Source organism: Diaphorobacter ruginosibacter, assembly GCF_040396215.1.
Taxonomy (GTDB): Bacteria; Pseudomonadota; Gammaproteobacteria; order Burkholderiales; family Burkholderiaceae_C; genus Diaphorobacter_A; species Diaphorobacter_A ruginosibacter_A.
In genome coordinates, this window is record NZ_JBEBOW010000111.1 from 1 (window position 1) to 12,983 (window position 12,983).

A 12,983-nucleotide genomic window follows, 5' to 3' on the forward strand; every position below is an offset into this window, starting at 1 on the left:
ATCCCGGGTTAAGCAAGCAGCCGGGCCATGACTTCAGCCCGGCGGCCCGGCTTGTCGCATCGAAAAGCGAGCTTGCCTCATTGCGCGAGGCGCAACCGCAAGCGTAAGCGTAAGCGTAAGCGCAAGAGCCATGTGCGCCTGCAGGCACGCGGGTCATAGCGCCAGAGGCTATAAGCCACGCAGATAGGCGCTGTCGGAAAACGGTAGTTTCGTGATTGCGCGCTCGTTCCTAGACTTGGAGCACTTCAAAACTCCAATCGCTATGACGAACACGTCTTCCAAAGTCACATTGAACAGGCCGAATGAAGCCCGCTTGCTGGTGGGCGGCAGGTGGGTCGATGGTGCAGAGCAATTCGAAGTCCTGGACAAATTCCATCTGACTCCCTGCACCGTGGGGCATGTACCGTCCCGTGAGCAGGTGTCTGATGCAGTTGCCCAGGCTCATGCCCGTTGGCGTAGCGCTGCGCTCACGCCGTTTGAACGCGGAGCCATTCTGGACAAGGCTGCGGCGCTGCTTGAGCAGCGCAGCTCCGCGCTGGTGTCGGCGTTGCAGAAGGAGGCGGGTTTTCCGACGCAAGATGCGCTGGGCGAGCTGAGGCGCTGCGTCACGACCTTTCGGTTGTCAGCAGAGGAGGCGCGTAACTTCAAGGGCGAAATGGTGCCTGTGGAGGGCGCCTCGGGGCAGACCGGGCGTCTGGGATTCACGCTGCGCGTACCGCTGGGCGTCGTATGCGCTGTAACGCCGTTCAACGCGCCGCTGAACACGGTCGCCCATAAGGTCGCGCCGGCCATCGCCGCCGGCAACGCCATTGTTCTCAAGCCGTCGGCGCATACGCCCACGCCGGCCGTGATCATGGCCGAATGCCTGGTGGAAGCAGGGTTCCCCGCGGAGATGATTTCCGTGTTGCACGGCGGCCCCGAGACGGTGGGTCATTTGCTCGACGAGCCGCTGATTCGGTTCTTCGCCTTTACCGGCAGCACCCAGGCTGGCGCGGCCATTCAACAGCGTGCCGGACTGCGGCGCACGCAGATGGAGCTGGGCAGCATCGCCTTCACGATCATCGCGGACGATGCCGACCTGGACCGCGCTCTTCCCAAGGTGGTCAACGCCGCGTATCGCAAGGCGGGACAAGTCTGCACTTCGATTCAGATGCTGCTCGTCCAGCGCAAACAGGTTCAGGCCGTGGCGCAACGGCTGACGGATATGGTGGCCAGGCTGCCTTATGGCGATCCAGCCAGTGAAGCAACGGTGGTCGGCCCCGTCATCAGCGAGGAGGCGGCGCGGCGCATTGAGCTCTGGATCGACTCCGCCGTGGCGCGCGGGGCAACTCTTCTGGTCGGGGGCGAGCGCGAGCGCGCCGTCGTTCCTCCGACCCTGCTCACGGGAGTCGACGACAGCATGGAAGTCGGCTGCCAGGAGATTTTCGGACCCGTCATGTCCATCGTTCCGTACGACACACTGGACGAAGCCATCCAGCGCGTAAACGCCACTCCCTACGGTCTGGCCACCGGGTTTTTCACCAACCGGCTGCATGACGCCCTGCGCATGGCGCGCGAACTGGAGGTTGGCGGCGTGCATATCAACGAGACGTCCAGCTCCCGCGTGGATGCCATGCCCTATGGCGGAAGCAAGGACAGCGGCTTTGGGAGAGAAGGCCCCCATCACGCCGTGAGGGAAATGAGCGAGGAACGCATGGTCACAATGCTGTGACCGAAGACGCCAGCAAACATACAACCAGAACGGAGAAATGAAATGCCAAGAATGAAAGGCGGCGAGCTGATCGCGCAGACGCTCGTGCAGGAAGGGGTGCCATACATCTTTGGCATTTGCGGACATGGAAACGTGGGGCTGCTCGACGCACTCTACGATGTGAAGGACGAACTCAAGCTCATCTCTCCAAGGCACGAGCAGTGCGCGGGCCATATGGCGGATGCATACTTCCGCGTCAAGCACCGTCCGGTGGCGACGTTGACCAGCACGGGGCCGGGTTCCGCCAACATGGTCATGTCTCTGGCCACGGCCTTGTCGGATAGTTCCGCCTTCATGGCGATCACCTCCAATGTGCCAACCTGCCAGAACAACCGCGGCCCGTTCCAGGAGCTGTATGCGCACAACCAGGCCGACTTCGCTCAGGTGATGCGCCCGGTCGTGAAGCGCTCCTTCCAGCCGACGCGGGTGGAGATGCTGCCGCTGGCGCTGCGGCAGGGGCTGGACACCATGGTGACCGGCCGCCCGGGCCCCGTGAATCTGGACATCCCCTACAACGTGTACCAGGAAGAGGGCGATGTCAGCGTTCCGGCGCGATCGCACGTGGGGCTGTCGCATCGCCCAGGCGCGAACGACGAGGACATGTCCGCGGTGATGCGGTTGCTCGAGGCTTCCCGCAGGCCGGTGTTCTTCATCGGCCATGGCGCCACCCTGTCGGAGGCCGGGCAGGAAATCACGCAACTGGCGCAGCAGTTGCAGATTCCGGTCATCACTTCTCCCAATGGCATGGGGTGCATTCCTGGAGACCATCCTCTGGCGCTTGGCTTCATCGGCCGCAATGGTGCCTATCCGGCAAACGAGGCCGGTCGCCGCGCCGATCTGGTGATCACGCTGGGCACGCGCTTCGATGACCGCAGCTCATCGAGCTGGCATCCGGGTTACTCGTGGAATTTTCCATCCACCAAGCTCATTCATGTGGATATCGACCCGCAGGAACTGGGGCGGAATTATCCCCCGGATGTCGGCATCATCGCGGATGTGCGCGTCTTCGCGCAGCAGCTTCTGCGCGAGCTGTCAAGGCAGGACAATGCGATCAACGCGCAGCGTTTCGCCCCCTGGCTGGAGGAGGTGCGCGGCTGGCAGTCGCAATGGGAAGCGTTCGTGCGTCCCCACTTTGAAGACTCGACCAGTCCGCTGCGCCCGGAGTTCGTCGTCGGCACCCTGCAGAAGATGCTTCCCGATGATGTGATCCTGTCGCTGGATTCCGGCGTACACCACAACTGGTTCATGCAGTTCTGGAAATCCAGACGCCCACAGAGCATGCTCAACAGCTGGGGCTATTCCAGCATGGGGTTCGGCGTATGCGGCGCGTTGGGCGCTCAACTGGCTGCGCCGGACCGGCCCGTGGTGGCGGTCGTCGGCGATGGCGGCTTCACCATGACGCCCTATGTTCTGTGCACGGCTGTGGAGTACAACCTGCCGGTGGTATGGATCATCTGGAACAACTTCGCCTGGAGCGCCATACGTGATCTGCAGTATGGACTCTTTGATGGGCGCGAGATCGGCACGGCGTTCTACAACGGAGAGACCGGCGAGCGCTACAACCCCGACTTCGCAGCATGGTCCAGAGCCTGCGGTGCGGATGGAATCACGGTCAAGCGTCCGCAGGAACTGGCGGCGGCCGTGGAGCTTGCCCTCAAGAATCGCCGCCCTTGCGTGATCGACGTTCACGTGGATGCCGAAGTACGGCCGCCATCGACGGGTACCTGGCAATTGCCGCCCATCCCGTACAAAGAGCCGGTCTACGGGAAACCATTCCTGGCTTGAACTAGTTGCTTCACTTCTTTGCGAGCTCCAGGCCGTCTTGGGACGGCCGGAGCGGAGCTTTGACTTTTCAGGAGACAAATATGCGTACATCCCACTTGATTCATTCCTTCGCGCGCCGCAGCCTGCCCGTAGCAGCTGCCTGGCTGTGCCTTGCCGCGGGCGCGCAGGCGCAAGGCGAGCCCATTCGGATCGGCCTGGTCTATTCCAAGCAAGGTCCCGGAGCATCCATTGGCCAGTTTCTGCAGCGTGGCAGCGAGCTGGCCGTGGAGCAGGCCGGCAAGAAGGTTCTTGGCCGCCCAATTGAACTGATATGGCTTGACGAGCCCAATCCGCAGGTCGCGCAGCAGAACATGCAGAAACTCATCGACGAGAACAAGGTGGTCGCTGTCGTTGGCGGCAACTACAGTTCGTCGGCGCTCGCCATGATGAGCGTGGCCAATCGCGAAAAAGTACCGCTGATCCTCACCGGAGCCGCCGCCAGCGAAATCACCGGCAAGGACTGCAGCCGCTACGCCTTCCGCACGCAGGCGCCCGTGCCCGTGCAGATGCGTGGCCTGATGCCCTATGTTTCGGACATCGGCAAGAAGGTCTATTTCCTCACTCCGTCCTATGCCTTCGGGCAGGACATCCTGCGTACTTCCCGCTCGCTGCTCAAGGAGGTCAACGCCACGGAAGTCGGCGTGGACGAAGTGCCGATCAATACGGCCGACTACAGCTCCTACATCCTGAAGATCCGCCAGGCCAAACCGGACGTCATCGTCGGCGGCCTGGTGGGAGGGGACTTTTCCAACTTTCTCAAGCAATGGAATGAAATGGGAATGAAGGGAAAGATTCCCTATGGCGCGATTGCCGTGACCGACACGGATTTCTGGGATGTGGGACAACAGGCGTCCACCGGCATTTATGTGAAGCCGTGGTACTACAACAACCCCAGGAATACTGCTGCGGAAAAGAAATTCACCGCTGATTTCGAGCGCAAGTATGGGCGCGCGCCATCGGACAAGGCATGGTCCGGATGGGTTGGAATGCGGGCGCTGCTGGAATCGATCGAGGCAGCCAAGGCCACGGACTCCAAGTCGCTGGTTACCGCTCTCGAGAAATGGAAGAACACCGATGGAGATGTTCCCTACTATTTCCGGGACTGGGACCACCAGTTGGTCCGCTCATCGGTGATCGTCAAGGTGAAATCCAAGATCAGCGACAAATGGGATTACTTCGATGTGGTGAAGGACACCTCGAACACCCAGGAAGAAACCGAGAAGGCGTTTGGCACCAAGCAGGAAATCGGCTGCAACATGCCCGCGCTTTGACGGGCAAGCCGCATCGAAGAATTCTTCATCATGTTGGACGCGCTTGTATCGCAATCCGCCAACGGCCTCGTGCTGGGCTTTCTCTACGTGCTGATCGCCGTGGGTTTGTCCATCACGTTCGGCCTGATCGGCATCGTCAATTTTGCCCATGGCGCGTTCTTTGCGCTGGGGGCCTACGCGGCATATCAGCTCTACCAATTGTGGGGCTGGCCCGCCGTTTTGTTTGCGCCCATTGTCGTGGGCGTGATCGGAATGATCGTGGAGGTGGTGTTGATACGCCGGCTCTACGGCAAGGATCCGCTGCTGAGCCTGATCGTGACTTTCGCGCTTGCGCTGTTGATCGAAGCGTTGATCCGGTATGTCTGGGGCGCCGATGGAAAGCCATTCAATCCGCCGGAATTGCTCAACGGCATCGTCGAATTGGGACCCCTGCTCATCACCAGGTATCGGGTCTTCGTGCTGTTTGCGACCATGGCTACCTTGCTGGCGCTTTGGGCGTTTCTGTCCTGGACTCCCTACGGACGCATCCTGCGCGCGGGCAGCCGTGATTCGGAAATGGTGGAACTGCTGGGCATCAACTTGCCGCGCGTTCTCACGGGCGTCTTTGGCCTGGGCTGCGCGCTTGCCGCCATTGCCGGCGTTCTGGCGGCTCCGCTGTGGACCGTCTCGCCGTCCATGGCGGCCAACGCGATCATGCCTGCGTTCGTGGTGGTCGCGATCGGTGGCCTGGGCTCCTTTCCTGGCGCCGTGGTGGCCGGCCTTGCGGTCGGAATCGTGATGTCTTTGACGATTCAATTCAAGCCCGATGCGGCCGCTGGCGCGATGTATGCGCTTATGTTCATTGTCATGCTGCTGCGTCCGCGAGGTCTCTTCGGCGAACGTTGGGAGCGTTTTGAATGAGTATCTCCACATCCAGCTCTAACAGCTTGTGGCGTCATCCCATCCTCGTGATGGCGCTGGTGCTGATATGCGCCTCGGGATTGGCGTGGGCGGTCGGCATGCCGATTCACAGAATCACGCAGGTCGCCATCTATACGCTGTATGCCGCGGGCGTCAATTTCCTTATCGGCTATCTGGGGCTCGTGCCTTTCGGTGCATCGTTCTTCTTCGGGTCGGCAAGCTACGCCCTTGCCATCGCGGCTGGCGCGTGGGGCGGCAACGAGTTCACCGGCGTCTTTCTCGCAGCGGCGTTCTCGGTCCTGCTTGCGCTGGTCGTCGGTGCCGCCATATTGCGCCGCAAGGGTCTGTATTTCTCGCTGCTGACACTGGCTTGCTCGCAGATCGCTTTCGAGATCGCATTCAAGTGGACTTCGGTCACGGGCGGTGAAAACGGCTTGCAGAACGTCAAGCGGCCGTTGTTCGATTCGCCCGTGGCGTTCCACGTCTTCACGGTATGCAGCGTCCTGTTGTTGCTCTGGCTGATGTGGCGTCTGGCGCATGCGCCTTTTGGCCGGGTGATGCAGGCACTGCGCGACAATGAGCAGCGCGTGACGAGCCTTGGCTACAACGCTTATTTCATCAAGCTGATCGCCTTGATGTTTGCCGCGGCGCTGCTGGGTGTCGCCGGGGGGCTCATGGCCTTGCTGCTGCAGGGTGCCTACGCCAACAACCTGAATTGGGCGCATGCGGGCGACCCCGTGCTGATGGCGGTTCTGGGCGGTATCCACCAGTTCGTCGGCCCGCTGTGGGGTGCGATCACTTTCATTGTCCTGGAGGACCAGCTCAGCGCCATCACGGAAAACTGGTGGCTGCTGTTCGCGCCCATCATCATCGTGTTCGCCCTGTTGTCGCCCGAGGGAATCCATGGACTGCTCCAACGGATTTCCGGCAACTCCCGCTGGACGTTGACGCGCGCGGGAATCCCGCTGCGGCCATCCCGCATCAAACCTTACCAGCCAGCCCACGCCAGCGCGCCGGGGACGGATGTGGTGCTCTCCATTCAGGGGCTGTCCAAACGATTCGGCTCCATCGTCACGCAAGACAACATCACCCTGGAAGTGCATCGCAATCAGCTACACAGTTTCATCGGCCCCAATGGCGCCGGCAAGACGACGTTCTTCAACATGCTCAGTGGTTTTCTTCTGCCGGACGATGGAAAAATCATTCTTGAAGGCGAGGAGATCACGCGGCTGAGCGCGTTTCGCCGCGCGAGGCTGGGGCTGGCCCGCTCCTTCCAGATCATCAGCGTGTTTCCGAATCTCAGCGCGTTCGAGAACGTACGTATTGCCGTGCAGGCGGCACGCAAGCAGTGGGGCGGCTATTGGAAGGACGCTTACCTGGACTCGGATGCAAACGAGCAGGTGTGGTCGCTGCTGGATGCCGTGGGCCTGGCGGATCGGGCGGCCGATCTGTGTTCGGCGATGTCTCATGGCGAGAAGCGCCTGCTTGACATCGCCGTTTCCCTGGCAACCGATGCGCGTTTGCTGCTGCTCGACGAGCCCCTGGCAGGACTTGCCGAAGCAGACCGCCAGGTCGTGAGCGCGCTTATCCAGAAGCTGGCGAAATCCCATGCGGTGTTGCTGATCGAACACGACATGGACCGCGTGCTTGCGATGTCGGACCGGATCACGGTGCTCCATCAAGGGCGCCTGATCGCCGATGGCAAGCCCGCCGAGGTCGCATCCAATCCGAAGGTGATCACGGCCTATCTGGGCGATGCGCATACCGTGCCTTCGCCGGGCGCCGAGCGTGTTGCGCAGCGTATCCACCCGTCGCCGAAGGCGCACGCTTCCGCCGTGCGCCTGCTGGAACTCAACGACCTGCGGGTCGGCTATGGGGGCGGGACAGTGCTCGATGGCGTGGACATGCACGTCAATGTCGGCGAGGTCGTCGCACTCCTCGGCCGCAATGGCGTGGGCAAGACGACCGCGCTGCGTGCCATCACGGGTGTCTTGCATCCGACGTCGGGCAGCATCCGCCTGGAAGGCTGTGACATCAGCGCGCTGCGGCCCGATCTCATCAATCGGCGCGGCATCTCGCTGGTTCCCGAAGGGCGGCGCCTGTTTCCCAATCTGACTGTGCATGAGAACCTGAAGCTGGCCGCGCGCCCTGGCGGCGCATCGCTCGAAGAGGTATATGAGCTGTTTCCCAAGCTGAAGCTGCTGATTCAGTCACGGGCGGAGAACCTGTCCGGAGGCGAGCGCCAGATGGTGGCCATTTCCCGTGCGCTGATGGTGCCCAGCAAGATCATCCTGCTGGATGAGCCGTTCGAAGGGCTGGCGCCGGCGGTGGTGCAGGAAGTGCGCGAGGCGATCGTCAAGCTCACGGCAAAGGCCAGCCTGGTGATCGTGGAGCATCACGCCGAATCAGTGCTTGCCATGGCGGACCGCGCATACGTGCTTGTCAACGGCAAGGTCGCATATGGCGGACCGGCGCATGAGCTGGCGGCCAATCAGGCGCTCCAGGAGCAACTGCTTGGCGTCGCCGCGGCACAGCAGGATGGGGACGAACGCAAGATCGCCTGAGATGAATCCGTCAGTTCCGTTCACCCACGCAGGGCGATGCCGCCGTTTTCCGTGGGCCTCATCGAAAGTCATATGCAAGCTCCCTATTCCATGACAGACAACTTTTCACTGAATACCTATAGCTACACGCTGAGCATGGGCGCTCTTGAATGCATCCGGCATCTCGCGGGGCTGGGAGCGCGGCAGTTTGAGCTGATGCTGTACCCGGGCCATCTGTGGGTTGATTCGGCTCCCTCGGATGTCGCGGACATACGCCGGCTCATACAGTCCGAGGGGTTGAGTTTTACGAGCACGAATACCGTCAACGTGGATCTGAACATCGCCGGAGCATCCGCCGAAATGCGCCGCCACAGCTTGAGTCTCGTGGAGCGGTTCATCCGTTTGACTGGCGAGCTGGGGGCTCCAGCGTTCATTCTCGGATCGGGCAAGCCCAACCCGCTTCTGGCGGCGCCCTTCGAGCAGATGCGAGACTATTTTCTGCACGCCCTGGATCGCCTTGTGCCGGTGGCGAGGCAGAGCAACGTGGAGTTGTGGGTCGAGAACATGCCGTTTTCCTTCCTGCCCGATCTGGACAGGATCCTGAATGTGCTGGATGCATACGGTGAACCCGCGATCGGGATTTGCTACGACGTGGCGAACGCGCATTTCATTGGAGAGGATCCCGCGCAGGGGATACGTCGCCTGGGAAACCGCATGAAGCTGATGCATATCTCGGACACTACGCGCCAGACCTATCTTCACGCGGCCATTGGGGCTGGAGATATCGATTTTGCTGCCGTGGGGCGTGCGGTGGGTGAGATGGGCCTTGAGCGCAATCCAGTGCTGGAGATCATTTCGCCATCGCCGGACCGCGACCTTTTCTCAGCGCCGGCGCAACTGGCCGCGCGAGGCTACCAAGGCCATCGGATTTCATGAATCCGGGTGTGGATTCCAACTGCGAATCCATGGCGCCCCGGCAGTTACCCATGGCTATAAGCGCCGGGAATAGGCGGCGTCGGAATTCAGTAGTTCCCATGCGCCGCCCGAATTTCTAGACTCTCCCCGTGCTTTCGGAGCGCTCCATGTTCTCCCATTTCGTCAACCCTCCCATTTCAAATGCACATTCGGGCACACAGATGCTGAACTTCAAAAATCATGTCAGTAGCGATCATTTCGCAAACGCAGGCGTACTCGCTGTCGGTACGCATATTCATTCCAGCCGCTGCAGCGAGGTGAGCGCATGAGCCGGGTACTGGTTACGGGCGCAGCGGGGCTGCTGGGCCGCTTCGTGGTGGACGAACTGCTTCAGCAAGGCCACGTGGTTCGCGGATTCGACCGCAAGGCGGGGGATGCGGACATACAGTGGCAAATTGGCGACGTGACGGACGCGGACGCCGTCAAGGCCACGGTTCAGGGCATGGATGCGGTATTGCATATCGCAGCCATACCGAACATCTGGTCGGGCGATGGCGCGACCATCATGCGGGTGAACGTTCTTGGAACGCACAATGTGTTCAATGCCGCCGAAGAGCAGGGCATCCCGCGCGTGGTGTTCTGCTCCAGCGACTCCGTGGCTGGATATACGGTGCGCGAGGGCAGGATGCTGCCGCCCCGCTATGCGCCGCTGGATCTGGCCCATCCTTTGAACGCGACGGACCCTTATGCCGTCAGCAAGGTGTTGGGCGAAGACCTTGCCCGCGCCTATGCATTGAGGGGCATGTCCGTGGTCGCCTTGCGCACCGTGTTCGTGGCCTATCCGGAAATGTTTGCCGAGATTGTCGAGCGCGCGAAGGACCCTGACAACTACCGCGGACCTGCCGTCGGCGGACCGTCATCCGCGGGCGGCGGGCCATTGCATCACCACATCGATGCGCGTGATTTGGCCCGGGCCTTCCGCCTGGCCCTGGAGCTTCCGATGCAGCGCGGCGACTTCGAGAGGTTCTACCTTTCATCCAATGTGACGCTTTCGCCGGAGCCTACTCTGGAGCGCCTCGAGCGCCTGCACGGCGATGCCGTGGAGGTTCGTGATCCGGAGTGCTACCGGCAAAACCCCTTTGCTCCGCTCTACGATCTGACCCATGCGCGCAAGCGCCTGGGCTTTGTCCCCGAGTACAACCACCGGCACCTTCTCGCAGGCCTGCCTGAATTTGAAAGTTGAGATTCATGACCACGATCGTCCCCGATGACAAAGAGTTCCAGAACGCCGCGCAGGACCCGTCCGCTGTGACGCGCAACCTCGCGGAGCTGCGCTGGGTGCAATATCCTGGCCACTTCCATCAGGCGCTCTCCAAGGCCATAGTGACTCCGGCCACGGTTGGAAGCCGCTTCTTCGATCACCGCATTTCCTGCTATGAGCCAGGAGCCTATGTGGAAGACCACGTTCACAAGGTGCAGGAGCAGATCTACCACGTGCTGGCTGGCGAAGGCGTGCTGACCGTCGATGGGCAGAAGCGGTTGGTCAGGGCCAATGATGTCACCTACATCCCGCCGGGAGTCCATCATGAATTGCATTGCACCGGCACCGACCGCCTGGTGTTCCTGGTGATCACCAGTCCTCCGACAGATGAAGAGCCCGAAGCTCGCAAGAAAGGCTGAACGCCATGAAGAAGATATTGGTCACGGGAGCCTGCGGCTGGCTGGGAATGGAAATCGTCAACACGCTGCTCAAGCGTGGGGACTCGGTCGTGGCGACGGATCTTGCGATAAGCCCCCTCATGGCGGCGCTTGCCGCAAAGAACGCAAGCCTGACGGCCGCTTCGGCGGATCTTGGTGAATGGCATCAGGTGCTGGGATTGCTGCGGGACCACAAGCCCGATGCGATCATCCATGCGGCGGCCATCGTCGGGGTGATCCAGTGTGCGGACATCCCCATCAAGGCGCTGCGCGTCAATGTCGAGGGGTCGATCAATCTCTTCGAGGCGATGAAGCTCACCGGCGTCAAGCGAGTGGTTCACATCAGCACGGAGGAAACCTATGGGGATTTCAATTCCGCGGTGATCGATGAAGACCATCCGCAGAATCCGACGAGCGTTTATGGAGCCACCAAGCTGGCGGTGGAGCATTTCAGCCGGATCTATTCGCGCGATCACGGACTGGAGTGCATCAACGTGCGCACTTGCTGGGTGTACGGCCCGCATTTGCCGCGGTTGCGCGTGCCGCGCACGTTCGTCGAGGCCGCCCTGCGAGGCGAGGCCCATCATCTGGATGAGGGCGGCGACCTCGCGGTGGATCAGGTCTACATCGCCGACACAGTGGCGGGGGCCCTCTTGGCGCTGGATCAGCCAAGGCATCGCTTCGACAGCTACAACATCGCCACCGGCGCGGCGCCGACCATCGGCGACGTGGCGGATGCGGTGAACCGGGCCATTCCCGGGGCGCGTATCACCGCAGGCAGCACCGGTCCGTACAAGCACGGAGGCAAGGTATTGAGTGCCCGAAAGGGAGCGCTGGACATCCGCAGGGCGCGCGAGGAACTCAACTACGAGCCGCAGTTCGATCTGCAAAAAGGGATAGAGGCGACGATCGAGGCAACGAGAGCTGAGCTGCAGGGCAATGGCAACGGGTCGCATTATTGAGCCGTCACGGCCTTCATGAATCGGGGAGAATTCTCATGGCAAATGAACAACCTCTGGCATTGGTTTTTGGTGGATCGAGAGGTATTGGCGCCGCGTGTGTCGAGGCGCTTGCGCGCGATGGATTCGATGTAGCCTTGACTTATGCTTCGCAGCCCGAGACGGCCCAGCGGGTTGCCGCCGACGTGCATGCCCGCACGGCTCGCGCCGTTCGCTCCTATGCCGTCGATGTGAGGAACTGCGCGGGTGTCGAGGCGGTTTTCCAGCAGGCCGCGGATGACTTCGGTAGCCGCGTTTCGATGGTCGTCGCCAACGCTGGAATCAACGTGCCAGCCGCGCCGCTGGCGCAGTTCGAGGACCGGCATTTCGCCTCATTGGTCGAGGTGAACCTGGTGGGCGCATTCAATGTGCTGCGGGAGGCCGCAAGGCGGGTGGAGGATGGCGGCTCCATCGTGGCGCTGACGACTTCGCTGGTGCGCCACGCGGTAGCCGGAACCGGCCCCTACAGCGCCACCAAGGCCGCGGTGGAGTGCCTGGTCCGCTCTCTCGCCAAGGAGCTCGCGCCACGCAGGATCCGCGTCAACGCAGTGGCTCCGGGGCCTGTCGATACCGACCTGTTCAACGCAGGAAAGAGCCAGGAGGCGCTGCAGCGCTCCGCCGCGATGAGTCCGTTCAACCGGGTCGGCAGGCCCGAGGAGGTGGCCGCGCTTGTCGCCTTCCTCGCTTCGGACAAGGCATCGTGGATTCATGGGCAGATCGTCCAGCCCAATGGAGGGTTGGTTTAGAGCTGCTGACACGACCCAGCAAACCGAAGGTTTGCGATCGAGACGAGGCGCGAAGCCGCAGGCAGTACAAGCGTACGACAAGGCGAAGCAACGACGTATCGAGGGTTGTGTTAGCGGCTCTCAGAACGTGTTTACGATCTCTACGCAGCCGCGTTGGAGTGCAATCGGGATGAGTTCGAAGCGATGGTCCGCCGCTTGCACCGGGGTGCAAGCAAGGGCCAGCGCGCTGCAAATCGCCCGATTTCACTCCAACCCTGCGGGACAGTGGCTTTGCGGGCGGTCTGCGGCGCGAGGAGATCGTAAACACGTTCTAAGCAAATATACGTATTTTGAGCACC

At 61.6% G+C, this 12,983-nt stretch carries 10 protein-coding genes; all 10 read left to right on the top strand.

The window, feature by feature from the left end; translation table 11 throughout:
* Positions 1-319: 319 nt before the first annotated feature.
* The 10 genes from ABWP92_RS13175 (at position 320) to ABWP92_RS13220 (ending at position 12,645) form a co-directional block, all read left to right on the top strand.
* Positions 320-1,711 carry an aldehyde dehydrogenase family protein gene (locus ABWP92_RS13175; protein WP_353235854.1) on the top strand — a complete coding sequence of 464 codons (1,392 nt, stop codon included), beginning with the start codon at positions 320-322 and terminating at the stop codon, positions 1,709-1,711.
* A gap of 42 nt (positions 1,712-1,753) precedes the next feature.
* Positions 1,754-3,535 carry a thiamine pyrophosphate-binding protein gene (locus ABWP92_RS13180; RefSeq protein ID WP_353235845.1) on the top strand — a complete coding sequence of 594 codons (1,782 nt, stop codon included), beginning with the start codon at positions 1,754-1,756 and terminating at the stop codon, positions 3,533-3,535.
* 80 nt (positions 3,536-3,615) lie between these two features.
* Complete coding sequence (locus ABWP92_RS13185; RefSeq protein ID WP_353235846.1) at positions 3,616-4,845, top strand: ABC transporter substrate-binding protein; 1,230 nt, start codon at positions 3,616-3,618, stop codon at positions 4,843-4,845.
* A gap of 30 nt (positions 4,846-4,875) precedes the next feature.
* The gene (locus ABWP92_RS13190) at positions 4,876-5,745 is read left to right on the top strand and encodes a branched-chain amino acid ABC transporter permease (RefSeq protein WP_353235847.1); all 870 of its coding nucleotides are present in this window, start codon (positions 4,876-4,878) and stop codon (positions 5,743-5,745) included.
* Positions 5,742-8,309: a branched-chain amino acid ABC transporter ATP-binding protein/permease gene (locus ABWP92_RS13195; RefSeq protein WP_353235848.1), complete on the top strand. Its 2,568-nt coding sequence runs from the start codon at positions 5,742-5,744 to the stop codon at positions 8,307-8,309. Before ABWP92_RS13190 ends, ABWP92_RS13195 begins: the two co-directional genes overlap by 4 nt.
* Positions 8,310-8,399: 90 nt before the next feature.
* Positions 8,400-9,224: a sugar phosphate isomerase/epimerase family protein gene (locus tag ABWP92_RS13200; RefSeq protein WP_353235849.1), complete on the top strand. Its 825-nt coding sequence runs from the start codon at positions 8,400-8,402 to the stop codon at positions 9,222-9,224.
* Positions 9,225-9,528: 304 nt separating this feature from the next.
* Positions 9,529-10,446, top strand: coding sequence for an NAD-dependent epimerase/dehydratase family protein (locus tag ABWP92_RS13205; protein WP_353235850.1), 918 nt, complete (start codon positions 9,529-9,531; stop codon positions 10,444-10,446).
* A gap of 5 nt (positions 10,447-10,451) precedes the next feature.
* On the top strand, positions 10,452-10,883 hold the full coding sequence (locus tag ABWP92_RS13210; RefSeq protein WP_353235851.1) for a cupin domain-containing protein: 432 nt from the start codon (positions 10,452-10,454) through the stop codon (positions 10,881-10,883).
* 5 nt (positions 10,884-10,888) lie between these two features.
* A complete protein-coding gene (locus tag ABWP92_RS13215; RefSeq protein ID WP_353235852.1) occupies positions 10,889-11,863 on the top strand; it encodes an NAD-dependent epimerase/dehydratase family protein in 975 nt (324 codons plus the stop codon).
* Between the two features lie 35 nt (positions 11,864-11,898).
* Positions 11,899-12,645, top strand: a complete 747-nt coding sequence (locus ABWP92_RS13220; RefSeq protein ID WP_353235853.1) for an SDR family oxidoreductase — start codon at positions 11,899-11,901, stop codon at positions 12,643-12,645.
* Positions 12,646-12,983 lie beyond the last annotated feature (338 nt).

Coding starts and splice junctions, on each gene's coding strand:
- ABWP92_RS13180 (WP_353235845.1), top strand. CDS start 1,754: ATGCCAAGAATGAAAGGCGGCGAGCTGATCGCGCAGACGCTCGTGCAG.
- ABWP92_RS13185 (WP_353235846.1), top strand. CDS start 3,616: ATGCGTACATCCCACTTGATTCATTCCTTCGCGCGCCGCAGCCTGCCC.
- ABWP92_RS13190 (WP_353235847.1), top strand. CDS start 4,876: ATGTTGGACGCGCTTGTATCGCAATCCGCCAACGGCCTCGTGCTGGGC.
- ABWP92_RS13195 (WP_353235848.1), top strand. CDS start 5,742: ATGAGTATCTCCACATCCAGCTCTAACAGCTTGTGGCGTCATCCCATC.
- ABWP92_RS13200 (WP_353235849.1), top strand. CDS start 8,400: ATGACAGACAACTTTTCACTGAATACCTATAGCTACACGCTGAGCATG.
- ABWP92_RS13205 (WP_353235850.1), top strand. CDS start 9,529: ATGAGCCGGGTACTGGTTACGGGCGCAGCGGGGCTGCTGGGCCGCTTC.
- ABWP92_RS13210 (WP_353235851.1), top strand. CDS start 10,452: ATGACCACGATCGTCCCCGATGACAAAGAGTTCCAGAACGCCGCGCAG.
- ABWP92_RS13215 (WP_353235852.1), top strand. CDS start 10,889: ATGAAGAAGATATTGGTCACGGGAGCCTGCGGCTGGCTGGGAATGGAA.
- ABWP92_RS13220 (WP_353235853.1), top strand. CDS start 11,899: ATGGCAAATGAACAACCTCTGGCATTGGTTTTTGGTGGATCGAGAGGT.